Genomic DNA, 24762 nt, shown 5'->3' on the forward strand with positions numbered 1-24762 from the left:
ACCTGCTTATCTGTTATAGTTTTTAATGTCTCAGTCAATTGACAAAGAGTGGCTCATACTTATAGGGAGTTCCCTTGCTTACTTATTTTTATTTAGCAAATTATCAGCGAAAGTCCTTCAAATGTTCTTGTAAATCCCTAAGCATATTCTTACGACCATTGAAACTCTGACCACTAATTAGTTTTTCATAATTTGCAAGCTGGTCATCGCTGAGATTCTTACGATAATCTCTTAAGGCACTTCTCAACATTAACAGCTCATCATTGACTAAACCTGGCGATTGTATAACGTGAGATAAATCATGAATATCTTCATGCGGCATACGATCAAACTTACGCTTCTGACTTTCTTGTCTGCGTACGCGGTCTTTGACCCGATTTCTAAATTTCACTTTAAAATAGCAATACAACTGTTCTTGCTCATCAGCTAACCACGGTTGATCTTCCAACAATTCAAATAAGGTCATCATGCCCTCTTGATCCCAATCTTCCCTGTCCCAGAGCTTAATATAAAACTCTTTTCGAGCCTTGTTGACAATCCCTTTTACGCTATCATAGACCTTTTCAAATTTCATCTCGCCATCTCCTTTGGTTGTCGGTTGATGGTTTTAGTTTATCGAAAAGGCACGATTTCCAACAGGACATTTTTGTCTACTAATTAGTAAATATGGTTTATCATTCGTATTTTATAGTTATTATAGGCCATTGTTCTTTCCAGTTTTTCTTTTTTATTCTTTTCTCATATAAATCCATACGTTTAGAATTGACGAGAAAATGAGGAGTTGGTCGTACCAAATAATTATAAATATCAGTCAATCCATAAGGCGCAAATAGTTCTATATCCCCTTTCTCTGTCTGACGAACACCAATTGCGGTACACCTTTCGGGAAATTTTTCTATTGCATCTTTTGACGATTGATATGGAGGTGTGTCAGGGCTATGGATGTGCATAAATACTTGATTCTTAACTTCCCACTGATAGTCCGAATATCTTTGATGCAAATTTGCTTCTATTTCTTTCGTGTCTTGATGCGATATTTTTTCATCGTAAAAGATAAAATCAACATCCGTATTTTTATCAAAACGATAGTGATTCCAGGTAAAATTACGAATTGTTCCCGCACAGAGCCAGCAATCTGATAAATTTAGTCTATCCATTATGTCTAATATGACCAAAATATTTTTATCAGCCAGTAGACACCTCTCTAATTCCTCACTCAGCTTCTTACTTCTTTCTGTAAAACTATCTTTCATCTGGCCTCCCTTTTTATTTTCTGGCTCATGATTCATTCCTCGCCTTGCTGTTTCTTAACTCGGGCTGAAACAGTCTCCCCCAGACTGCTTCACTCCACCGGACCTCAATTCGCTCCTTGGTTTTCAAACTCATAATAAAAAGGTCCACACGGACCTAGTTTTGCTCTCCTGTTTTCAGGCTCATGATAAAAAGGTCCACCAGACCTTAATTCGTTCTTTGGTTTTCAAACTCATGATAAAAAGGTCCACTGGACCTTAATTCGCTTTCTTGTTTTCAGGCTCATGATAAAAAGGTCCACTGGACCTCAATTCGCTTTCTTATTTTCAGGCTCATGATAAAAAGGTCCAGTGGACCTAGTTTTGCTCTCCTGTTTTCAAGCAAAAGATAAAAAGGTCCACCGGACCTTTTTATTCCTCCATAAAGCTGTTGAAGACTTCTTCAATCATATCCCATTCTGCTGTTGCGTCTTCTGGGATAGGTTGCAAATCGCCTTCTGTGCCATTCTCATTCTCAATGTATGAGTAGGCTTGGATTTCAACTTCTCCGTTCTCATCTTCTTCTGCACTTGCAGGAATCAAGAGAACATAGTTCTTACCAAACTCTTCTTGACCGTCAATCGTCAATAAGATTTCAAAAAGTGTTTCGTTACCTTGGTCGTCTACCAAAGTAATCAATTCACGCTCGTCGTGATTGTGGTCGTGTTCATGGTCATGATGATGTGCCATTCGTATCTCCTTTAAAATGTTCTATCTAAATAATTTTGTAAAATCAGCTGAGCTGCTAATTTATCGATAACTTTCTTGCGTTTTCCTCGGCTGATATCCGCTTGCTCAATCAACATGCGTTCTGCCGCAACGGTCGTCAAACGTTCATCCTGGTAATCAACCGGTAGTTTATAACGCTCAGTCAATAAGTCACCGTAAGCTTGACTAGCTTCCACACGTGGACCACTAGTATTATTCATATTCTTCGGCAAACCTACAACAAATTTATCAACCTTATACTGTTCTACAAGTTCGGTCAAACGCTCCAGACCGAATTCGCCCTTTTCTTCATCGATTGGGATGATTTCCAAACCTTGAGCTGTGAATCCTAAGGGGTCTGAAATAGCTACACCAACTGTCTTAGAACCGACGTCTAATCCCATTATTCTCATTAGAGGTCAATCCCATTTCCTTTCAAATAGTAGCGCACCAATTCTTCAATGATTTCATCTCGTTCATGCTTACGAATCTGATTGCGGGCATCATTATAGCGAGGAATATAAGCAGGGTCCCCACTTAATACATAGCCAATGATTTGGTTAATCGGATTATAGCCCTTTTCCTCTAGCGAACGATAAACACCAGTCAATGTCTTGCTGATTTCTTGTTTATCTGTGTCATCCAGACGAAAACGAACTGTTTCTTCCGTGAATCCCATACTTACACCTTCTTTCAATTTTTATTCATTTTCATTATATCATATTTCTAGAACAAGCACAAAGAAAGTGCAAAAAGAACTCCATAAATAGAGTTCTTCCTACTCTTTATAGGGCTGCTCGCATACGAGCTTGGGCATTTTCAACATTTCGAACCGCTCGAGGTAAGAAGGCGCGAATATCATCTTCCTTGTATCCAACCTGCAATCGTTTCTCGTCAATCAGAATTGGACTTTTCAAAATACGTGGATTAGAAGCAATCAAGTCGATCACTTCATTGACACTTAAATCTTCTATATCAAAATCCAAACTCTTAGCATAGCGATTTTTTGACGATACAATACTTGCAATGCCATTTTCCGTCTTGGTTAAAATATTTAAAATTTCTTCCTTGGTGATTGCCTCTTTAGCCAGATTATGTTCGTTATAGGACAATTGATGGGCATTCAGCCAGTTCTTTGCTTTCTTACAAGAAGTACAACTAGATACTGTATAAATTTTAATCATGTAGTCACTCCTTTGCTACATCTTAGTAAGCACATTATAGTCTATTATACCACATATTCCATCCGTCTGTAGACCTATTTTTAAAAAAACTTTAAATTTTTGGGGGAAAATTCGGGTTTTGGTAAGAAAAAAGTTTGGTCTCCCCAAACTTTTTCGCTTTTATTCTTCTAATTCAATGCCGCCATCCAAGTCTAAAATAACATCTTGGACTTCTTCAGTTGCAACAGGGATTTCCTCTGTCACGACTTCTGGTGCTTCCTCACCTTCAATCAAGCCATAATGAACACGTATCTTGCGGTCAATTTCATCAAAGATTGCTGGATTATCTGCTAAGAATTTCTTAGCATTTTCAGAACCTTGGCCAATTTTTTCTCCATTATATGAATACCAAGCACCTGCTTTTTGGATGATGCCGAGGTTGCTACCAATCTCAATCAATTCACCTGTGCGAGAAATTCCTTCACCGTACATGATTTCAACAACAACCTCTTTAAACGGAGGAGCCACCTTGTTCTTCACAATCTTCACCTTGGTTTCTTTACCAACGTTTTGATCTTTCTTATCACCCGTTCCTTTGATTTGTGTATTACCACGAACATCCATACGGACAGAGGCATAGAATTTAAGCGCACGACCGCCAGGTGTTGTTTCGGGGTTACCAAACATGACACCGACTTTTTCACGTAATTGGTTGATGAAAATAGCTACTGTCTTAGTTTTGTTGATGGATGCTCCGAGTTTGCGCATGGCCTGACTCATCATACGAGCCTGCAAACCAACATGGCTATCACCGATATCCCCGTCGATTTCTGCACGAGGTACAAGAGCAGCAACTGAGTCCACAACAACCAAGTCAACCGCACCTGAGTCAATCAACTTACCAGCAATTTCCAGACCTTGCTCCCCTGAGTCTGGCTGTGACAAGAGTAACTCGTCAATATTAACACCAAGCGCTGCTGCATAAGCTGGATCCAAGGCGTGTTCCGCATCGATAAAGGCAGCAATACCGCCATCTTTCTGGGCTTGAGCTACTGCGTGTAGAGCAACAGTTGTCTTACCTGAGCTCTCTGGACCGTAAATCTCAATGATACGACCTTTCGGATAGCCACCCGCTCCAAGCGCAATGTCGATTGACAAACTACCTGAACTCATGACTTGAACTTTTTGCTCAGCACGCTCACCAAGACGCATGACAGCACCCTTACCAAAATCTTTTTCAATTGATTTTAGGGCATCATCCAACGCTTTTTTACGCTCATCGCCAAATTTCTTTGTAATATCTTCTAATTTTTTTCCTGGTTTCTTAGCCAATGATTTTCTCCTCTTTTCTTAGTCAAACTATTATAGCAAATATCTGCTATTTCACAAAGTGTTTCGTACAAAATCCCAGGCCTGCAGACAAGCAAGCTGGCGAAGGTATTGCCACGAATAACCACCTAAATCTATCTCTTTTTGGGAAATACCCGAGGTCGTAGCCAAAGTGAGGTATACTTTTGCAAGTACGTTGTCTTCTGTTGATTCCGGTTTGATAAGCACAGACACAGCCAAACCTAAATCAGCTTGCAGCTCCTGCCGAATGCAGTCAGCCTCCTCTGGTAGCATGCCCGATTCTGTCCCTAGCTGACCGATGACTTTTCCTCCGCTAAAATACGGCTGATCAGCCAAAGCCAGGCTCAATTCAGCTTGCAAGAGACCACCTGTTCCCTGTTCGACGATAGCGATGGTTTGTCTTTTCTCCGCCAAACGAGTCGCTACCGTTTTGACCAAACTATTTTCCTCTCCGTAGGCATAGAGATAGTCTGCCAGTTTGTCATGTTGTAAGATTTCTTCTTCCAACTGATTTAAACGTAGATTTGCTTCTTCTTGGCTGGTCGCTTTGGTGGACAAGCGTAAAGTCACCTCTCCAACTTTTGCATAAGGAGCAAGAGTTGGGTCTGTCTGCTTGTCAATCAAGTCCGCCAAAACAGTCACCAACTGGCTTTCGCCAATTCCAAAAAAGCGTAGGACACGCGAATAAAGTTGCTGCTGAGATTGGGACAGTAAAGGTAAGAGACTCTCAGAAAACATGGCCTTGAGCTCACTTGGTGGGCCAGGCAAAACAATATAAGTTACACCATCTTGCTCAATCACGCCTCCTACTGCTAAACCAGCTGGATTCTGTAGCGCCTGACTTCCCTCCACAATCTGTGCCTGACGTTCATTATTTGGTGTACGGACACGACCTGGGCGACTGGCAAAGAAACGGTCTAATTTTGCCATAGCCAACTCATCAAACACAAGATTTCTACCTAAAAAGATTGCCAAGGTCTGCTTGGTCAAGTCATCTTCTGTTGGACCAAGTCCTCCACAGAGAATGACCAAGTCGCTCCGCTGACTGGCTACTTCCAGTACAGACAGAAGCCTGTTTTCATTATCTCCAACAGCTGTGTGGAAATAAACATCAATTCCCAGCTCTGCACATTTCTCCGAAAGGAACTGAGCATTGGTATTAATGATTTGACCTGTCAAAATCTCCGTCCCAACGGCGATTAGTTCTGCTTTCATATTCCTCCTCTGTCTAGGGTGCGATTGCTCGCTCATCTAATTAGTTCGCAATTTCTTTCCAATCTCGCAAGTTTCTTCATGTTCATTCAACAGACCTGCTGCCTGCAAATAGGAGTAAATACAGACAGGCCCTACAAATTTGAAACCTCGTTTCTTCAAATCTTTTGAAATCCGCTCAGACAAGTCGTTCTTGGTCGGCAATTCTCGGAAGGACTTGACAGGGTTATCAATAGTCGTAAAGTTGACCCATTCCCAAAGATACTGATCAAACGTACCAAATTCCTCCTGTACTCGAAGAAAAGCCTGGGCATTGGCACGGGTAGCGTACAGCTTTGCCTTGTGGCGAATGATGTCGGGATTGGCAAGAAGACCGTCTAACTCGCTATCGGTCATGGCCGCAACCTTTTTAATGTCGTAATCGAAAAAAGCAGAGCGAAAAGCCTGGCGTTTATTGAGAACAATTTCCCAGGAAAGTCCAGCTTGGTAGGACTCCAAGCAGAGCAACTCAAACAGAGCCTGCTCATCGTGAAGTGGCTTGCCCCATTCTTCATCATGATAAGCTATATAAAGATGGTTATTAAGATTAACCCAAGAACAGCGGTTCATATTTTCCCTTTCTAGCATTAACGAATGGCAGTCTGATAAGCATTATAGAGCAATCCTATCAAATCTAGACAAGCTTTATAAGCTTGAACGAGCTCTTCATTTTGAGACAGAAGTACATAAGCCTCTTGCTCCAATATCTGCCTCAGAGGTTCTACCTTACCCTCATAGGCCATATAATCAACTGTTTTTAGATAGGCTTGATAATTTTCCAGGATTGATACATATGAACCACTCCTATCGCGTAGCTCCGCCTTTCTCACTTGTTCACGATAGTGTCTTTGTAAAAAATAAGCAAAATGTCCGCCAGAATGTTCATCTTTCTGTTTAATTTGCAGACCCGTGTATGTATCCCAATAACCGACATAATTCGGTCTTAGAGAAGCAGTCAGACGACCAGAATAGGTATAGCCGAGATGATGGAGTGTCCCAAGGCGAACATAGTCCTGTTGATCCGCCATCAAGGCCTTATAGATGGACGATATTTTTTCCGTGTCTTTCAAAGATGCTCGAGCTTCAAAAAAGTGGTAATTGGGGTCTATGCGTCCTATGACGACAACCTCTTCATGAGGCATATAGTGATAATCAATAGAAAATTCTTTCCCTGACAAAGGATAATTTGGTCTATGGCTAGTCCCTGCATGTATCAAATTTAATCTCATCACTATCCTCACTTCATCAACATCTTGAGGGCGGACTTGATGTAATTCTCAGCGGTATCGGTCGTGCCTTCGAAGAATTTCTTGATTTTCTTGAGTTCAGCTGGTCGGTAGCCAAGGGCTTCCATAGCTTCCATGGCTTCATCAAGAGCAGTATTTTCACTAGTTGGGGCAACTGGCTGCACAGGACCCGCTTCTTCGCTCATGACAAACTTGCCTTCCAAGTCCAAAATCATCTGCTGGGCTGTTTTCTTGCCAATCTTTGGAAACTTGGTCAGATAGGTAATATTCTTCTGCTCAATAGCGTGCACCAGACCGTCATTATCATCAACGGCAATAATAGCCAGTGCAGTTGTCGGACCAATACCTGATACTGAAATCAGGCTGAGAAAAACAGATTTTTCAGCTTCTGTCATAAATCCGTAGAGCAAATAGGCATCTTCTCGGATTACCTGATGGGTATAGACCGTCACTTCTTGTTGGACCTTCCCAGAGTAAGCGTAGGGATTAGCTACCTGTAAAAGATAACCAACTCCATGCGTTTCTACTACAATATACTTTGCAGTGATTTTCGTTAACATTCCTTTGATATAATCGTACATATTTTCCTCTATCTATCCATTAATTTCCTTTATTGTACCATAAAAAGCCTCGCCATTGATAGCGAAGCTGAGTCTCAATATCCTATGGATAGGTTACCTAAGCAATGAACGAACATTGGGTAGAAAAGATTATCTGTTCTATGATAGAGATAGCCCAAGTAAATACCTGAACAAATCTGAGGAATCGTACTGATAATTTCTGAACTGTCCAGAGATCTAGCATGTCCTAATCCAAAAATGAGACCTTGCAAGACAATAGCCAGCCATGGGCTCACAACATTTTTCAGAAAATCCTGTAAAACTTTTCGATAAAAAAGTTCTTCAACAATCGGACCGATGATTCCCACTATCAATAAAAAGATTGGAAGTGGGACAATTTGGTTTATCTTATCAACTGCTGTAACATTACCTACACCTTCTGAGATATGAAGCGATTTCATTAGCAGGTATTGGAGAAAACTTCCTCCATACATGACCAAAAAGTCTGCAAGATAAAACAAAGGGAATTGATAAAGCAGTTTCCAGCTCCGCATTTTTCCCAAATCAGTCCAAAGAAGCTCTTTATAGTAATATATGCCAAGTGCAAATAGCAAGATAAAACTAGCAAGCTGGTAGTAAAGACTATAAGTCGGACTAAATCCTAAATAACGGTGAAGCTTGACCAGCAGATTGAGTACGCCAAGAACAATAAATACAATAAACAGTCTATCCTTTCGGACCATACAATGACCTCGCTTTATAAAGATTTGGTCAACATGAATTCTTGGATAAGGAAACCGATGAGGAGAAAAACGATGAGGAAGGGGAACAAGAGCATGGCATTACCACCGACAAATATACCAAGACTGAATAGGATTAGGAGAATCAGGTAATTTATCCAGACCCGCCTTTTCTTAGCCTTGACTTGTAATCCAATCAGCTGGTCAAAAGATAGGTGATAACGTTGGGCAATGCTAACTAGACTGGCACTATCAGGTAAGGTGCGACCTTTTTCCCAGTTTAAGACTGTTTGCCGTGACACTCCGATTGCTTTTGCCAAGGTTTCTTGAGATTCCTGTCGTTTCGTTCGCTCCATGTGAATAAGCTGTCCAAGATGAGTCATGTTTCCTCCTTTACTTTACAAGTTGGCGGTAAAAATAGCTAGTCCAAATGCTTTTACATGAGTGTTAAATTCCTTAATACTTCCCCAATTCACGCAAACTCGTATGATTTTCTTGAATGCGACGGAACATTTTTTCCATATCCGATTTGCTAAAATGCACTAAGACTGGGCGGCCGTGCGGGCAGTTATAAGGATTTTGACAATGCGATAATTGCCGCAATAAATCACGCGCCGAATAATCATCCAAAGCATGGTTGGCCTTGATCGACCGTTTACATGACATCATAATAGCCAACTCTGCCCGATACTGTTTGATAGACACCTGATCCGTCAAGAGTAGCATATCGCACATCTCATAGATACCTGACTCAATCTCCTCTTCCTTCATCCAAATAGGATGTTCACGCAGAATAAATTGATTAGCTCCATATTCTTCCAAGTTGACACCAACTTGACGGAGAGCGTCCATTTTGTGAGTCAGATTCATGGCATCATTTTGAGGAAATTCAAAGATATAGGGTACCAAGAGTTGCTGGGCTGAATTGTCAACCTGACCAATTTTCTCACGATAGTATTCGTATTTGACCCGCTCCTGTGCGGCGTGTTGGTCAATGATATAAAGTCCTGTCTTGCCTTGTGCAAATAAATACGTCCCGTGCATCTGACCAAAATATTCTAACTCTGGAAATGTCGATGTTTCCTCCCGGTCTAATTTATCTGCCAGTTTTGCCAATTCTTTTGCGCTTAGATTAGGATGCTCCTGATCTTCTGATTCCACCGACTGACGTTCTGCAAATTGAACAGATGTAGGTTTATTTTCGACAGGCGACTCAACAATCTCTTGCCTATCCTCTTCGAGAGGTTTGACATCCTCAGCGACAACATCTGGTTTTAAGAAGAAGTCTTGCTTAATCGTATCATAATAGATTTTTGGCTCTCTGAGTGGTAAGGTGCCTTGCTCTGCTTTTACTTTTGGTCGAGTACTTGACTGAGCTAAATTCTCAAGAGCATCTGGTATCAAGTCCTGCTCTTTAAGCGCTTGACTAATCGCCTCTCGAATCAAGGTCATGAGTTCTTTTTCCTTGGAGATGCGAACTTCCTGCTTGGTCGGATGCACATTGACATCAGCAAGATAGGGGTCAATTTCTATAGAAATCACTGCCAATGGAAAACGTCCTACCATCAACTTACTGCCATAACCTTCCAAAATCGCTCGATTCAGCAAAAAATTCTTGATATAGCGACCGTTGATGAAAATGGAAATGTAGTTGCGGTTGGCACGAGTCAACTCTGGCAAGGAAACATAACCTGAAATCTGAAAATCCAGATCTTCTGCCTCAATTTCAACCATTTTTTTGGCAGAAGTAATCCCATAAATCCCTGAAATTGCCTGACGAAGTTTCCCTGTCCCTGCAGTTCTAATTAATTCTCGTCCTTCGTTTACTAAGGCAAAGGCTATTTCCGGATGAGCTAGACTCAATCGATTTACAACATCAACAATATGTGATAATTCAGCCTGTTGACTGCGAACGTATTTGAGACGAGCAGGGGTATTGTAAAATAAATCCGAAACAGTAATCTGCGTACCAACTGGACGACTAACTGGCTCCTCTTTCTCGATGACACCACCTTTGGCCTCCAAATGAAGTCCGTGTGCAGAGTCTGCCGTAGCTGTCTCAATGATCATATGACTGACAGAAGCAATGGAAGGCAGAGCTTCACCACGAAAACCGAGGGTGCGAATACGAAACAAATCCGATTGATTTTTTATCTTACTAGTAGCGTGACGGCGGAGGGCAAGCGCTACTTCATCAGGGGCAATCCCCTCACCGTTATCCGTGATTTGAATCATTTTAAGGCCAGCCTCTTCAACACTAATTTCAATCTGACTAGCCCCTGCGTCAATGGAATTTTCCACCAACTCCTTAACCACACTGGCTGGTCGCTCAATGACCTCACCAGCCGCAATCTGGTTGGCTAGTATTTCTGGTAGTTCAATAATATGTGACATCATTTCTCCTACATTTCTTTAATAATTTTTCCCGAATGCTTATTTTTCCATTATACCACATATCCACTTTCCCTCCTTTTCCCAGATAGGCTAAAGAAAAAATGACTGCCTGAGCAATCATTCATTCTTTTGATAAATCGTAAAGTAATCCGTTGTCTGAACAGACTGGTATTGTGATTCTAAATTTGTCTTGATTTCATCTAGAATTGGTAAAGTCTTATTGACGACTACAAATTTTGCCTCATTTTTATTGATGTCATACATCAAGCTATTTTTATTGTCGTCAGTATTCAGATAGGGTTCTGCTGTAGTAATCGTTGCGGCAGATAAACGTTGACTTGAAAGATAGATGCTTGCGCTATTATCCCAAACATAAATCTTATCCGAATCTTTCGTTTGTTCACCAATGTAATTGGCAACTTGTTCACGGTCAGTTCTCAAATCTCCCTGTACCAAATAAAGATAAGCAGGTTGAGCGATAATACCCAAGCAAATAGCTAACGGAAGAAAGAATTGACGACGCAAATACCCACGATAATCTTCTACATCCTCATCACGCAGGTAAACGACTGACATCGCAAAACCATACGGTAAAAGAAGAATGAGTTGGCTCCATTGAAAATTAGCATTCCCAATAATAAAGACACATTGAACTAAGAAAGTCAATAATAGGAGAACTTTGATATAGGTATGTCTTCCTTGTTTGAAAGAAAACAGCATTTGGATGAAACTTTTAAAGAATCCAGATAAGAGTAAAAATACAGACACAATCGCCAAGTCTAAATATAGATAGGAATGGTGAAAGTCTAACTGTAAGTTATAAAGGAAAGTTTGTTGAATAGCTGTCCCCAGAATCTGCGCCTCAAAAGCATAATAACCTACCGCATATAGAATCAGAAGAAAACCAAAAATGGTCGCTAATAATTGATAGATTCCTCGAGTAACTTGGCGGTGTTGGATATTAAAAATAAATAAAACTAGACCCGCAACTAACCAAAGAATCAGACTTTTTGGGTAAATTAAAAATACCAATGCCGCATCGATTCCGTAGAGGATAAATGCCTCATCACGCACTGCATTTTCAAAATAGCGGACCAGAAACCACACACTAGTCAAAAGAAATGGAAGAGCAAACATTTCTGCATACATCCCTCCAAAACCAAGTGCAAAAATAAATACATAGAACCAATGACTAGAACTTGTCGCTAGGTGTTCTGACTGACTAAAATAAGCTACAATCTTATAGAAATAGACTCCCGCTATCAGTAATGCTATAAACTGGAGGATTCCAAAGATAATGAAATTCCCTCCCAGATGACCTAAGAAAGCAAGTAAGTAGAATAATAACCCGCTTGTACCAAAGAAATCACCATAAGGGATTTGTCCATTTGCCATTGCCATCCCTGCATATAAATTTTGAGTTTGTATATTGGTTGCAAATGGCATTAGCAGTGGATTGGCTACGCTAAAAATACTTAAAACTAAGCTCCAAACAAGAGCTGGCCAATACTTTGTCTTTAATACTCTTTCATGAAATTCACCATTCAGTTGCACTTGCTGTCTGCGTGATGCTCTACGACTACGCCGATAAGTTTCCTCAGGATGAGTAACTACGTCCGAAACTACATCTAATTCTGTCATTTTCTTCTCCTTGGATTTGCTTTCCTTATTATATCAAAAAGCACTCCCGATGTCATTTCCTATCGGGAGTTCTGGAAATTTTTGCAAACTGCTCTAGTTGGCGGAAGGTATGGCGTTTGGTTTTTTCAAATTCCTTTAAAAAAGCTACTGTTTCTGCATGTGTCATACCTATTTATTCGCAAAAGTTACTTATTTTTTAAATAGCTGACGAACCTCTGAGATAAAGTAGAGGGAGCCTGTGATAATCAAAATGCCTTGACCATCAGACTGCCAGTCTTCTACAAACTGCTGGTAGTTCTCAACATAATCTCGTCCTTGACGGTTTTCCTCGGATAAGGCACCATCATAAGTAAAGCTGGTCAATACAAGAGGAGTATGTGGTAACTTTTCTTCCAATAATTCTAGCATTTCCTGAAAATCCTTGCGCCGAAGGGCAGAAAAGAGGATAGTAACAAGCTCTTCTTGTTCTTGAATAAATTCAATCAAGCGTTCAATAGCAGGAACATTATGGGCTCCATCCAAATAGATTGTTGGCTCTTGAGCAACCAATTCCAAACGACCTGGCCAGCTAGTTTGGGCAAGGGCTTGTTTAATCAACTGAGGTTGAATGTCTTTTTGGATATTGGTCATATAGAGTAGAAAAGTTTGTAGGGCTACGGCCGCATTCTCTTCTTGATGATGGCCTGCCAGGCCCAGAACTAATTCTGACAGGTCGATGTCCGTATTGCTGAACTGTCCTGCTTTGTAGGTGAATTCCTGACCAAATTGGTGGACAGAGGCTTGTTTGTCTTGGGCAATTTGGCGACAGATAACTGTGGTTTCTGGAGAAAGTGGTCCTAAGACGACAGGCACGTTTTCCTTGATAATCCCTGCTTTCTGCTCTGCTATTTCCCTTAAAGTCGATCCTAGTAAATCCTGATGGTCCATGCCGATGGAGGTGATGACGCTGAGGGCTGGTGCCACGACATTGGTCGTATCCAAAAGTCCGCCAATCCCCACCTCTACTAACGCCAAATCAGGCTGTTGGTCCTTGAAATAGAGGAACATAATGAGCACCATGACCTCAAAATAACGGAAGGGCTCATAGCGTGTAGCGACTTCCTGCTCCAAGTCGTAGACTTTCTGTAAATAGTGCTGAAAATCATAGTCTGAAATGGGCTGGCTGTTGATACAAATCCTGTCGTGTACACTCACCATATGGGGAGATACAAAACTACCGACACGCAAGCCATGTACCTGAAAGAGCTGGCGCATAAAGGCAATGGTCGATCCCTTGCCGTTGGTTCCAGCAACATGAATGACCGGAACTGCAAACTGGGGATTTCCTAGCAGTTCTAAGGCATACTCAATCTTTTCCATCTTATAATGAAACACCTGACCTTGTTTGGCATTTAACCAATTTTCTAACATAGCCACCTCCTATATATTGTCTAGTATAGCAAAAAAGCCGAACAGATGTTGGCTTTTGATAATATATTGAGGAACTCTATTATCCATCAGTCCATTTCCCCCAGTTACCACCAAGACGACCAAAAAAATTCAAAAAGTTAAACATATTACTAATCTCCTTTAATCTTTATGAGTTTAGTATAATGCTTTTTGCAATTCTTCAACAGGACAAAAATGTCACTTTTCCTCTTCTCTCCATGATGATTCTAATTTTTCTACTAAATGGGAGTCTCCAATTAATTTTGCGAACATAACTGCTTCTTCATAAAACCGTCTAGCCTCCTCGCTATCATTGTTCACATACAACTCATATTTCCACTTAAGCAGATTGAGAATGGGTTTCTTTTGAAAATCTTGAGTTGAAACCATGATTCTATCTAGAGCATCAAAAAGTGGAGGTATCTTGCCATATTCTTCATGTTCGCCAAGAATCCCTATCGACGTCAGCATCACATCTCTTAAAATAAATAATTCTCCAGATTCAATCAATTCTACTTGGCTTGGTAACTTTTCCACCAACTCTAAAAAGTGCTGAAAATCACTGCTCTGTTTAATTTCCATTCTCAAATTGATTAAATAGAGTCGAATTATCAACAAATCGTTGGCTGAAAATTGGGGTTTTCTTTGGATTTGTTCAAAATAATCTTCTAGAATATCTTGACCAAATTCTGCTGTCTTCGTTTCAAATACATCAATAATGGATTGAATGGCATCAATCGCTATTTTATCCTCCTCAGGCAAGTCGTCGTAATAATCATCATAGATTTCCGTCATCATATCTGCCCGTTTTCCCATCAATTCCTCATTTTCATAAGTCGGTGTACGAAGTACATCAAACTTCAGTTTGGAATATCGTTCAGGTAGCGACACATAATCAGGCATAAGCTCATAGAGCCCCATGCCTAAGCGGGTTGCGATATACTGGATTTTTGAAAAAGTCGGCTTAGAAGTACCTGCTTCGATACGGGTTAGTTGGCGGACGGAGAGCTCAAGTTCGTCATCGCAAAACTGTTCACGTGTCAGACTAGCGTTTTCTCGAAGTTGACGTACACGTTGTCCAAATTCCTTATCGTTCATAAAATACCTCCAAATATTCTTTTGTATATTATAGCAAAATTACCACTCAATTTCCATACTTTTTCTGTTTTTATTTGTATTCATCAGTTAACATTTGTTTTATGTCCAATAAAGAAACAATCTTCCAATTCTTCTCCACACCATCAATTTGCAGGTTGATGCTATGAAGCCCTGCGTTGATAGCCGTTTCGACATCCAGTAGACGGTCACCGATATAGTAGATATTTTCTTTGTTTAGTCCATATTTTTCAATGAGAAATAGCAGAGCTTCTGGACTTGGTTTGCGGGCAAAACCTGAATCGCTGGTCAAGATTTCTGTGAAATGGTGACGGACACCCAAATCTTCCAAAACCTGAAAAGCATTGTCACTCTTGTGGGTATAGACAAAATTTTGAATACCTTGTTCCGCAGTCCAGTTTAAGATTTCCACTGCACCTGTCATCAAGGGAATCTGCGTATTCTTCTCCTTCAAGGAAGTCGCACGCACACGATTAAGTTCATCGCTATCTAGACCGTACTTGTCCGCATCACGCACCAGTAAATCCTTGACAGAATAGCGAAGAATGAAATTCCTTACTTCTTCACGGTCAAAAGGAAGGCCAAACTGCTCATAGGTTTCCTGTATACCAGCCAAAATCGCTTCATAGGAATCCAAGAGCGTTCCATCCAAATCCCAAATAAATGTCGGTGTCATCTTATCTCCATTCGTAAGCCTGATAGGGTCTGTCCAGTTGGTAGCCCAGCTTTTCAGCCAGTTTCAAGGATGTCAAGGTGTGGGCATCCCAGCTTGGATAGAGTCCGCGATCTAAACAAGCTAAAATTAACTGAGCCGCACAGGCTTTTGCCAAACCCAGACCTCGATAGTCTTCCTTAGTATCCACTTCTATCTCAATCCCAGCTGAATAGCTGGCATAGGATGAAGCCCCTGAGACCACCTGTCCCTTATGCAAGATGACATAGCCCAGATCCAAGTCCAAAAATTGTTCCACATCTATATAATTTCCCACCAAATCCCGTGACCATTCCTCTACCAGACAAGCCTCGTACAGATTACGGTCAATCAGTTTCACATCAAAGCTTTCAGGCAAGTCATCAACCATTTCCTGTAAAGCGCCCCGGTCAAATACCGTATTTTTCTTTGTTGCATAACGAGTAAATGAATAAACACCATCTGGGTAAGTTTCTTCTATTAAATCAGACCAAGCCTGAGTTTGTGGAACCATAATCACATCTTTTTCCTCGCAGATTTTTAGCAAGTCTCGATGTGGCTGGCCAGCTAAAAAACCAAAGAAGCTCTGCCGTCCATAGAGAGCTAGAACTGACTGGGGCGACTGGCTGTCATCAACATAAATGTCTCCCATGGCACGTTCTAAACAGGTCCAGATAATCGTCTCAGGCCAGTCTCCAAATAAACGAGCTACTTGTCTCATCTGCTCTGCCATTATTTTTCCGTATAGGGATAGCCCAGGTGTTCGTAAGCCTTGGCTGTAGCAACCCGCCCCGTCCGTGTCCGCATGAGGAAGCCCTGCTGAATCAGGTAAGGCTCGTACATGTCCTCCACCGTCTCACGCTCCTCGGCAATATTGACCGACAGAGTGTTGAGGCCGACAGGACCACCGCCATACATCTCAATCATGGTACGGAGAATCTTCTGGTCCACGTAGTCCAGCCCCTCGCGGTCCACATCCAGCATGGTTAGGGCCTTGTCTGTAATGGTATCGTCAATCAGTCCGTCCCCCATAATCTGTGCGAAATCCCGCACCCGCTTGAGCAGACGGTTGGCGATACGGGGAGTTCCACGAGACCGACGAGCCAGCTCAATAGCAGCTTCATGAGTAATCTCCATCTCAAAGATATCGGCCGTCCGCTCGACAATCTCAGTCAAATCAGCCAATTCATAATACTCCATGTGACCGGTGATCCCAAAACGGGCCCGCAGAGGATTGGACAGCATACCCGCACGAGTGGTCGCTCCAATCAGGGTAAAAGGCGGCAACTCCAAATGCACGGAGCGACTGGCCTCCCCAGCCCCAATCATGATGTCGATGTAGAAGTCTTCCATGGCTGAGTAAAGAATCTCCTCGACCGCCATGGGCATACGGTGGATTTCATCGATAAAGAGGACATCGCCAGGCTCCAAGTCGTTGAGAAGGGCCACCAAGTCACCTGCTTTTTCAATAACAGGACCACTGGTCTGCTTGATATTAACGCCCAATTCGTTGGCGATGACAAAGGCCATGGTGGTCTTCCCCAAACCTGGAGGTCCAAACAGAAGGGTATGGTCCAAGGCTTCATCACGGAGCTTGGCTGCCTCGATAAAGATTTTCAGCTGGTCCTTAACCTTGTCCTGACCGATGTATTCATTTAATTTCTGCGGACGCAGGGTACGCTCAACATACTCCTCGTCCTGCATTTGTTCCATATCTAAAATTCGATTTGTCATGAAACCATTATAGCACAAAATGAAAATACCAGACTCAATGAGTCTAGTATTTCCAGGAGATTATATGAAAAAGATATGCCAGCCGTTTGAGCTTTAGCTCTTACGGATGACGATACTGAAAGTGATGGGCTATTTCTAGCTTGGATATAGTATAACTCGCCAAGCTTAAGGGAAACTAAAACAGAATTCATTTTATTGATTTTCCACTATTCGCAAAAATCGTTTTAGATAGTGCGAATCTAACTCATTGTACTGACTGCCTTCTGTTGAACTTTCTTTGGGAATTTCCAGGCTCATCAACTGCCGATCAAACTCCTCTAACTCGATATAGGTATCGTCAGGGATCAAGTTCTGATTAACAGCTGGTTGCATAAACACAATCTTTTTCCCATCCAGTTGAATTCGATAGCTAAATTCCCCTTGCCTTTCAGACCTGTTCACTGTCACTAGCTTGGTCCCAAAGCCTGTCCAGACAGACTTGACATCGCTGTAAAGATATTCCTTGGACGGAGCCAGCAGATTGATGTCGATAATCTGGTCTTTGGTCACCGCTGCTGTGGTAGAAATCAGCAGAGCGGTCAATAGGATACAACCGCCTGCCAGACCCAAGCCGTATTTCCAAGATAACTTCACCAGCCTCGCCAGTTTTCCCAAAAGAAAAATGAGAAAAGCCATGATAAAAAATATAGCAACCTTACCCAGACCAGTCGAATACTCATAGAAGAGCCAATCGCTTGGTAGGAAAAATCTTTCGGTCAACCAGCCGACAAGGACAAAGTAGGCAAGCCCACCTACAAGGGAGATGAGACTAATCGGAATCCACCAAGCTTGACTACGGTTCTTCTGGCGGACCTTGTCCCGATGTTTCCACCAAGTCACGAGGTAGTCTCGCCAGATAAGCGTGATCCAAATGGTGGCCAGGAGCGAGAACACAGTTAATAAGAATAGATTTTCCTGCCAACCTTGTTGGATTCGGGTAAATAGCCAGAGGATGGGACCTGATAACATCAAAGTCTGCAAAAGAGTCATCCAAATACTTGGCAACAAGGCATCTTCTAAATCTTGTTTGAAGTCTTGAAATTCACCACTTTCCACAAAGGCAATGGAGTCCTGTGCTTCTTCCAACCAATCCTCTTTCTTGCCCATTTCCTTGACCACCTGGTCCAGCAAATCAACCTTGTCTGTCAACTCTTCTGCTTGCTGGTCGATTCCCCGCTTTTTCTCACGCAAGGCTGACTGCAAGTCCTCCTCTGGCAAGGCTAGGAGGGCCGTAATCTCTGCTAGGGAAAACTCAAGATAGCGGAGCAACTTAATCAAGCGAAGCTGTCGCACATTTTCCTCTGAATAATCACGGTAATCGTTGAGCGGATTTCTCGCCACTTCAATCAAGCCCTTTTCTTCATACAGCCGTATCGCCTTAGTTGACAAGCCTGTCAACTTCTCCACATCTTTGACCTGCATAAGCAACCTCCATCTGTTTTGATAGTCCTAGCATACACTATTCCCCTAGGGATGAGTCAAGGATTTTTTGATTTTTTATACAAAAACAACCAACATTTGCTGGTTGTCAAAAAACATAGCCTTTTTACTCCTCAATCCGCACACGGATAAACCATTTATCAATACTCTTCTTCCCAGATTTCTGCAACCGCTCTGCAATTCCCTCCATATATTTTTCAAACCTTTCTTCCAGCTTCGAAACTTTCGAGTCCCCTCTATCATTTCCTCCCAAAGATAATGTGTAAGTTTTTTGTTTCAACCCTAACAATCTATTTTCAAAGTATTTCTGTCAATTTCCCAAGTAGAGAATCAAGGCCAAACTAATCAGGACAATCCACCCCAAGAGGTAATAGAATTCCTGATTCCAAATTTCAACATGGGGATTTTTGAAAAATTCAATATAAGCTCCTAGAAAACTATATTTCAAAATCTGCCCCACTGTCTCATTCCTTAAAGACAGGCTAGGTCCCATAGATACTGCCATTGTGATAAGCATAGAGGTAACCTGTGACTTGGATTGAGATTGGGAAGTTGCCCCGATTAGTTCGTAAAATAGTTCAAAAAAATGGAAGTCCATCGACCCCCATTTACTAACTGGCTTGCGGTAAGCCTCTTAAGAAATCTTGATACAGATGATTTCTCTCCACTAACTGCTGGTGATGACCGTAGTCAGCCACTTGTCCGTTTTTATCTAAGACCAGAATAGCATCTGCTTCACGCACCGTATGCAAACGGTGAGCAATGGTTAGCCTTGTTTTGCCAGCTGTTAATCGGTCAATCGCTTTACTAATGACGCGTTCTGTGACAGTATCTAAACTTGCTGTCGCCTCATCTAACAAATAAATCGGATGTTCTAGCAGCAAGGCTCTCGCAATGCTGAACCGTTGTTTTTGGCCTTCCGACAAACCTGTCCCATTTTCTGAAATCCGAGTATCTAAACCATCTTCCAACTCAGCTACTAAAGGAGACAATCCCAACTCCTTGAGAATATAAGCAATACGCTCTTCTGACACAGACTCGTTCTTTCCATACAATAGATTTTCTCTAATCGTTCCATGGAAGAGCGTATTGTCTTGTGGTATAAAGGAAATCAACCTTCTCATCTCCTTGGTTGAAATATCACTTAAGCATTGTTGACCAATCCGAATCTCTCCTTGATAGTCTTGATAGTATTTCATCAGCAAAGAAAAAATCGTTGACTTTCCGGCTCCGCTTGGCCCAACAATCGCCACGTGAGCTCCTTCAGGAATTCTAACCGATACTCCATTCAAAACCGGATCTGTATGATAGGAGAACCGAACATTTTCCAATTGGATACTAGCAGCATCAACCAACTCTGTATCTTCCTGTTCTTCCTTATTCAGTTCCAGCAATTCTACCAAACGTTTAGACACTGCATGAAACTCCGTCAGTTCATTTAGGGAAGCAGCAATATCTGTTACTGGATCAATCAATTGCATCATGTACAATACAAAGGTGGTCAAGGTAGCCATGGTCATTACTCCCTTGGTTACTTCTATCCCCGCTATAAGCAACATCAGGATAATAAATCCCGTCATCAAGCTACTAACCAAGGTATGTTGGACCGCTGACAGTCTAATCATTTTCTCAAAGGTTTGTGACAGATACTGAAAAGACTTGCCCATCTCTCGCTGTTCATGCTTTTCTCCCTGAAATGCCTTCATCAAACGAATCGTTGTAAATTTATGACTAATTCTACTAGAAACCTGCCCTAATCCCTCTTGATAAGCAGAGTAGTAACCCTCCAACCGCTGATTCATTGGAATCATAACCATTGACAACATAGGAAGCAAGAAGAGACTAAGACCCGTGAGCCACGGACTGATGGTCCACAGAAAATAAATTGACCCCATAACCATCAAACCATTCATCAAGAAATTTGGAAGAATAACGGTGATGAAGTTCAGAACAACCGACATATCATTGGTCAAACGACTAGCAAGATCGCCTGATTGGTACTGATCCAAGTCCTTTACAGATGTAGTCAACAAGGATTCATAAATATATTGTTGCAACCGTTTGAGTGCATTACTACCACTACGCCCTATGAAATAATTAGATAGAGCCTGTACTGCATAGACCGATACAAAGAAAAGGATGAAACCTGCCAGCAATTCTGGCCGTGTTAATAGATTGCTCAAATAGGTTTGATCTAGCAACCTACCAATAAACTGGGGCAGGAACAAACCCATTCCAACCCCAAGTGCACTCAGAACTATCCCAAACAAGAACATCGTTTTATTGAGCGACTTCAACAACACTCCGACGAGTCTTTTATTCATAACTAGAACTCCAAATTCTTGAATTTTTTCGCAGCAATTTTAGTAAATACGAGTACGTAAACAAGCGTTACACCAATAGCGCCCAAGTAAGCCAGCCCCGCTCCTGTAAGACCTTCGTTGGCCAAAGCTACATAACTAGTTGGAAAAAGCATAGCGATTGGACCGCCAATAACTGCTAAAATCATCATCGTAATCGTTACCAAAAATCCTATAATCATTGTGGTAATGTTTTTCAAATATAGGCAAAGAGCAGTTGCCAAACTAACTGAGAGAATATCTTTCAATAGATAGGCAACAATACCAAATACATTACCCAGGCTCTCTGCTAAGCTAACATCAAAAACAGCTGGACTACCAAAAGGCAGATGGATTACCCGAACATAATGTACAAATGCAGAGGTTACAAAGAAGAAACCATAGAAAATGACGATTGTTGCTAGTAGACCAAGATATTTAGACCAGAAAATCTGCTTCCGCCCAAGATCCCGATACAAAAACATGGTATGTTCATCTACTTCTTTCCTAAAGACAGATATAGCCAAGAAATACAGGGTCAAACTAGGAAGAATGAAACTATCTGCTGAGCTCACCATCATATTCGTAAAGGCAACAAGGCTGACTTTATAGCCCTCACCAGCATGAATCTGCATAAAATTCGACCCTTCAATAAATGAAGTGACTAGATAGATAAAAGGAAACAAAGTGAACAGGAGATAAATCTGCGTCTCCTTTCGCTTCCAAATCGTTCTAAAGACAGCTGGAAAAATCTGTTTCATACTCACTACCCTTTCGTAAAGATTTCTTTCAAGTGATTCTCTTTCACTTCTAATTTCACAATCAATTCTTGACGAGCCAGCACACCAAAAATCTGATTGAGCTCACTTGTAGGTGTAGCAGTGGAAATCTCTAGCACTTCCCCCTCTAGCACCACATGGTCATTGAGCAAGTCCTTCACAGAATCTAAGTTTTTAGTCGTGTCCAACTGCACGAGCACACTTGGATGAGATTTGCCTTCAAAAGCCTCTGCCAATTCTCCCGATTCGATATAGACATAGCGGCTGCACAAGGCCTCCAACTCACCTAGTTGGTGACTCGAAATCAACATAGAAATTTGTCTCTCACTAGACCACTGCTTCAAGATATCAATCAATTTCTGAACACCAATCGGGTCCAAGCCCACAAAAGGCTCATCTAAGATCAGGAAATCGGGCTCCGCAACCAAGGCAATCGCCAAAGCAGTCCGTTGTTTCATACCAAACGAGAATCCCTTGGGTTTCCGATTGCGAGCTTCCCATAATTCTACCAATTTCAAAGTCTTCTCAATATTTGGATAGAGGTCTTTTTTCCCATGCAGGTCCAAATAAAACTTGAGGTTGTCCATAACAGTCATTTCTGGATAGAAGACTGGATCGATCATAATTCCAAAGTCTGCTAACAAATTATCCTGACTAAAAATATCCGTACCCTTATATGTAATGGTTCCCGAACTTGGTTTTAGGGACTTAGCCATTAGTTTCATGAGTGTGGATTTTCCAGCTCCGTTTTTCCCAATCAGACCAACTATCTCGCCCTTATTGATCTCCAAACTCACATCTTTTAGTGAGTAAAATTCGTTTCCTGCAAACTGTTTTGATAAATGATTGATTTTAAGCATAAGTAACTCCTTTTTCTTTCTGACGACTTGCTTGTTGGATAAAGTATGTAGCAATAGCTACACCATAATACACTACAGCAATGAATAACATTTGTGATGGAACCAGTAATTCGCCGGCCAGTTCAACACTCATGACATCATCTGAAACTGTATGCAGTTGAGCAAACTGCTCCCACTGACCATTGCTACTCGTAATGTAGGCAAAAGCAGCATAAAATATCATTGACATTGTTGGAAAAATGCCCGCTGACCATGCTTTCCAAGACTCAGTCTTTTGTAATCCCATACAGATTGAATTGACGATGGGCGGTAGCAAATAAGTCAACAACAATAAAACAGGAACAGAGAGACTTAGCAATAGTTGCGAACTAGCAACTGTCAAACAAATATAAAATAGACTCAATAATAGAATAAATATCATCATGACCCTCACAATTAAAATGGAAATCTCGAAACCAACAGATTGTATAACCAATGTCCTCCGATAGCATACTGCAAACCAAAACGAGTAGCTAACAGAGAAAACAATAAACCTAGTGGAGTTCGGATGATTAGATTATCCAGCAAGGGATAATTCATATGCAACAAAACTCCAAACAAGAGAGAAGTGACCAACATAGCTAGCCAAGTAGGATATTCACTTTTTAGAATACGATAGATAAGATAACGGAACAAGAATTCTTCACAAGTCGCAATAATAAATTGATTCACATATTCTTCACTTTGAATAAACAAAGAATTGATGAAAAAGATAGCAATGGCAACAAGAAGAAATTCTTTCCAACTAAACTTTATATCCGCCGTTTCTTTATAGAACTGATAGCGTTTTGTAAGCCAGGATGGAAGTAGAATAAACCCTACTGGCATTCCAACCATAATAGAAAATAGATAGGCTAGCTGTAAAAATTGACTGGAGCTAAATAAAACCAAAGATGTTGCCAGAAGATAAGAAATTGATGCTAAAATAATCAAAGCAATGGATAAGGCAACCGGTCTAATATAGCGAATTACCATAAAATACCTCTAAAACTCCAGTTTTTCAAAGTTCGAACAACCTTTAAGATAGGTAGCAACAATATAAAATGTGGTTATAGCTACTACCAAGGACCATGCAAGCAGTGGCTGATTAAGGCTCATCTGAGCATAGCCATTCGGTACGACATAACGAACTCCAATCAAAAATGGTGCAGTTGTTGTAAATAACGACCAAAAAACTCCTGCTAGAACTGCCTGTAATGATTTGGCTTTAATAGAAACCATGGCAACCAATAGAATACCGATAATATTGACGGAAATTGTTGCAAAAATAGATAGCAAAGTGGACTGCACACTACTCCAATCATCCGATACTACTTTTCCAAAAGTATTCAAAAAGCCAAAATAAGCAATCGCACTTGTCAGCACTGTTAGAAGTACATAAGAGACATACATCACCACTAAACTAATGATTTTTGCATTAAAAAGTCGGGTTCTATTCAAATCTTTGTATAAAAATAGAATGCCACTATCAATCTCATCCCTAAAAACTGCTGAAATAATCAAGGACAACAGTAATGTTGGTAACACTATCCCACCCTGTGTTGACAATGCTGCTCCTAGAAAATCTAAAAAATTATCCCTGTATTCAGCCTTTACGCCTACCAAAAATTTGGACAGTATCGGAACTAAGATTGGTAAAGCAGTGAAGGCATAGAACAAAGCAACATCCCTTCGATGTATCACCGACTTAAAAATTGACCGAAACATATTCATTTTATCTCCTTTTTATCAATAAGATAGGCATTAACCCATAATACCCATCTTATTGATAGCTAAACAATATTAGCTATCAATAAGTTTCTTTACAAAGTGTGACGACCGCGACGATAAGTATATTTAATAATACCTAGATCAATAGTGATGCGCTGATTTTTCTTAAAGAATTTTCCCATTTTTATCTCCTCCTCTTACAAAGTAAAGCGTGGGTAACGGTAGCTGATAGTAAGGTTTCCTA

Annotated in this window: 29 protein-coding genes; all 29 read right to left on the reverse strand. The window is 41.1% G+C overall.

Features of this window, described 5'->3' with window-relative positions:
• Nucleotides 1–103: 103 nt before the first annotated feature.
• The 29 genes from SST111_RS09885 to SST111_RS10030 all read right to left on the reverse strand — a co-directional run bounded on the left by SST111_RS09885 (nucleotide 104) and on the right by SST111_RS10030 (nucleotide 24521).
• On the reverse strand, nucleotides 104–574 hold the full coding sequence (locus SST111_RS09885) for a sigma-70 family RNA polymerase sigma factor (protein WP_099811071.1): 471 nt from the start codon (nucleotides 572–574) through the stop codon (nucleotides 104–106).
• Between the two features lie 100 nt (nucleotides 575–674).
• Nucleotides 675–1253 (reverse strand): nucleotidyltransferase family protein, encoded by a 579-nt coding sequence (locus SST111_RS09890; RefSeq protein ID WP_257211881.1) that lies wholly within the window; start codon nucleotides 1251–1253, stop codon nucleotides 675–677.
• A 408-nt stretch (nucleotides 1254–1661) separates the two neighbouring features.
• The gene (locus tag SST111_RS09895) at nucleotides 1662–1979 is read right to left on the reverse strand and encodes a DUF1292 domain-containing protein (RefSeq protein WP_004195480.1); all 318 of its coding nucleotides are present in this window, start codon (nucleotides 1977–1979) and stop codon (nucleotides 1662–1664) included.
• 11 nt (nucleotides 1980–1990) lie between these two features.
• Complete coding sequence (gene ruvX / locus SST111_RS09900) at nucleotides 1991–2410, reverse strand: Holliday junction resolvase RuvX (protein WP_002939356.1); 420 nt, start codon at nucleotides 2408–2410, stop codon at nucleotides 1991–1993.
• A complete protein-coding gene (locus SST111_RS09905; protein ID WP_004195477.1) occupies nucleotides 2410–2676 on the reverse strand; it encodes an IreB family regulatory phosphoprotein in 267 nt (88 codons plus the stop codon). Before SST111_RS09905 ends, ruvX begins: the two co-directional genes overlap by 1 nt.
• A gap of 106 nt (nucleotides 2677–2782) precedes the next feature.
• Nucleotides 2783–3181 (reverse strand): transcriptional regulator Spx, encoded by a 399-nt coding sequence (spx, locus tag SST111_RS09910; RefSeq protein ID WP_004195475.1) that lies wholly within the window; start codon nucleotides 3179–3181, stop codon nucleotides 2783–2785.
• A 159-nt stretch (nucleotides 3182–3340) separates the two neighbouring features.
• Complete coding sequence (gene recA, locus SST111_RS09915; RefSeq protein ID WP_099811074.1) at nucleotides 3341–4492, reverse strand: recombinase RecA; 1152 nt, start codon at nucleotides 4490–4492, stop codon at nucleotides 3341–3343.
• A 51-nt stretch (nucleotides 4493–4543) separates the two neighbouring features.
• Entirely contained in the window at nucleotides 4544–5725 is a 1182-nt protein-coding gene (locus SST111_RS09920; protein WP_099811076.1) for a competence/damage-inducible protein A, read from the reverse strand.
• Nucleotides 5726–5761: 36 nt separating this feature from the next.
• Nucleotides 5762–6331, reverse strand: coding sequence for a DNA-3-methyladenine glycosylase I (locus SST111_RS09925; RefSeq protein ID WP_099811078.1), 570 nt, complete (start codon nucleotides 6329–6331; stop codon nucleotides 5762–5764).
• 17 nt (nucleotides 6332–6348) lie between these two features.
• Nucleotides 6349–6990: a hypothetical protein gene (locus SST111_RS09930; RefSeq protein WP_099811081.1), complete on the reverse strand. Its 642-nt coding sequence runs from the start codon at nucleotides 6988–6990 to the stop codon at nucleotides 6349–6351.
• 8 nt (nucleotides 6991–6998) lie between these two features.
• Nucleotides 6999–7589: a Holliday junction branch migration protein RuvA gene (gene ruvA / locus SST111_RS09935; RefSeq protein WP_099811083.1), complete on the reverse strand. Its 591-nt coding sequence runs from the start codon at nucleotides 7587–7589 to the stop codon at nucleotides 6999–7001.
• Between the two features lie 74 nt (nucleotides 7590–7663).
• Entirely contained in the window at nucleotides 7664–8311 is a 648-nt protein-coding gene (locus SST111_RS09940; RefSeq protein WP_099811085.1) for a CPBP family intramembrane glutamic endopeptidase, read from the reverse strand.
• A gap of 14 nt (nucleotides 8312–8325) precedes the next feature.
• Entirely contained in the window at nucleotides 8326–8691 is a 366-nt protein-coding gene (locus SST111_RS09945; protein ID WP_099811087.1) for a helix-turn-helix domain-containing protein, read from the reverse strand.
• A gap of 73 nt (nucleotides 8692–8764) precedes the next feature.
• Entirely contained in the window at nucleotides 8765–10702 is a 1938-nt protein-coding gene (gene mutL / locus SST111_RS09950) for a DNA mismatch repair endonuclease MutL (protein WP_099811089.1), read from the reverse strand.
• Nucleotides 10703–10819: 117 nt separating this feature from the next.
• Nucleotides 10820–12343: a quinol oxidase gene (locus SST111_RS09955; protein WP_099811091.1), complete on the reverse strand. Its 1524-nt coding sequence runs from the start codon at nucleotides 12341–12343 to the stop codon at nucleotides 10820–10822.
• A 189-nt stretch (nucleotides 12344–12532) separates the two neighbouring features.
• On the reverse strand, nucleotides 12533–13753 hold the full coding sequence (locus SST111_RS09965) for a bifunctional folylpolyglutamate synthase/dihydrofolate synthase (RefSeq protein WP_099811093.1): 1221 nt from the start codon (nucleotides 13751–13753) through the stop codon (nucleotides 12533–12535).
• A 216-nt stretch (nucleotides 13754–13969) separates the two neighbouring features.
• Entirely contained in the window at nucleotides 13970–14869 is a 900-nt protein-coding gene (locus SST111_RS09970) for a helix-turn-helix domain-containing protein (protein ID WP_099811095.1), read from the reverse strand.
• Between the two features lie 70 nt (nucleotides 14870–14939).
• The gene (locus SST111_RS09975; protein ID WP_099811097.1) at nucleotides 14940–15563 is read right to left on the reverse strand and encodes an HAD-IA family hydrolase; all 624 of its coding nucleotides are present in this window, start codon (nucleotides 15561–15563) and stop codon (nucleotides 14940–14942) included.
• A gap of 1 nt (nucleotide 15564) precedes the next feature.
• A complete protein-coding gene (locus SST111_RS09980; RefSeq protein ID WP_099811099.1) occupies nucleotides 15565–16311 on the reverse strand; it encodes a GNAT family N-acetyltransferase in 747 nt (248 codons plus the stop codon).
• Entirely contained in the window at nucleotides 16311–17312 is a 1002-nt protein-coding gene (gene ruvB / locus SST111_RS09985; RefSeq protein WP_024389674.1) for a Holliday junction branch migration DNA helicase RuvB, read from the reverse strand. Before ruvB ends, SST111_RS09980 begins: the two co-directional genes overlap by 1 nt.
• A 192-nt stretch (nucleotides 17313–17504) precedes the next feature.
• Complete coding sequence (locus SST111_RS09990; RefSeq protein ID WP_099811102.1) at nucleotides 17505–18773, reverse strand: MerR family transcriptional regulator; 1269 nt, start codon at nucleotides 18771–18773, stop codon at nucleotides 17505–17507.
• Nucleotides 18774–18897: 124 nt separating this feature from the next.
• Nucleotides 18898–19071 carry a hypothetical protein gene (locus SST111_RS12225; RefSeq protein ID WP_180274057.1) on the reverse strand — a complete coding sequence of 58 codons (174 nt, stop codon included), beginning with the start codon at nucleotides 19069–19071 and terminating at the stop codon, nucleotides 18898–18900.
• 30 nt (nucleotides 19072–19101) lie between these two features.
• Nucleotides 19102–19308 (reverse strand): hypothetical protein, encoded by a 207-nt coding sequence (locus SST111_RS10000; protein ID WP_257211887.1) that lies wholly within the window; start codon nucleotides 19306–19308, stop codon nucleotides 19102–19104.
• A 94-nt stretch (nucleotides 19309–19402) separates the two neighbouring features.
• Nucleotides 19403–21115, reverse strand: coding sequence for an ABC transporter ATP-binding protein (locus SST111_RS10005; RefSeq protein ID WP_099811106.1), 1713 nt, complete (start codon nucleotides 21113–21115; stop codon nucleotides 19403–19405).
• 2 nt (nucleotides 21116–21117) lie between these two features.
• Nucleotides 21118–21891 carry a membrane protein gene (locus tag SST111_RS10010; protein WP_024377049.1) on the reverse strand — a complete coding sequence of 258 codons (774 nt, stop codon included), beginning with the start codon at nucleotides 21889–21891 and terminating at the stop codon, nucleotides 21118–21120.
• A 5-nt stretch (nucleotides 21892–21896) separates the two neighbouring features.
• Entirely contained in the window at nucleotides 21897–22769 is an 873-nt protein-coding gene (locus SST111_RS10015; protein WP_029177681.1) for an ABC transporter ATP-binding protein, read from the reverse strand.
• Nucleotides 22762–23190, reverse strand: coding sequence for an Msa family membrane protein (locus SST111_RS10020; RefSeq protein ID WP_180274058.1), 429 nt, complete (start codon nucleotides 23188–23190; stop codon nucleotides 22762–22764). Before SST111_RS10020 ends, SST111_RS10015 begins: the two co-directional genes overlap by 8 nt.
• A gap of 14 nt (nucleotides 23191–23204) precedes the next feature.
• Nucleotides 23205–23783: a CPBP family intramembrane glutamic endopeptidase gene (locus SST111_RS10025; protein WP_099811111.1), complete on the reverse strand. Its 579-nt coding sequence runs from the start codon at nucleotides 23781–23783 to the stop codon at nucleotides 23205–23207.
• Between the two features lie 9 nt (nucleotides 23784–23792).
• The gene (locus SST111_RS10030) at nucleotides 23793–24521 is read right to left on the reverse strand and encodes an amino acid transporter (protein ID WP_099811113.1); all 729 of its coding nucleotides are present in this window, start codon (nucleotides 24519–24521) and stop codon (nucleotides 23793–23795) included.
• Nucleotides 24522–24762 lie beyond the last annotated feature (241 nt).

Origin of the sequence: Streptococcus suis YS161 (assembly GCF_002760245.1) — a bacterium.
GTDB lineage: Bacteria > Bacillota > Bacilli > Lactobacillales > Streptococcaceae > Streptococcus > Streptococcus suis_I.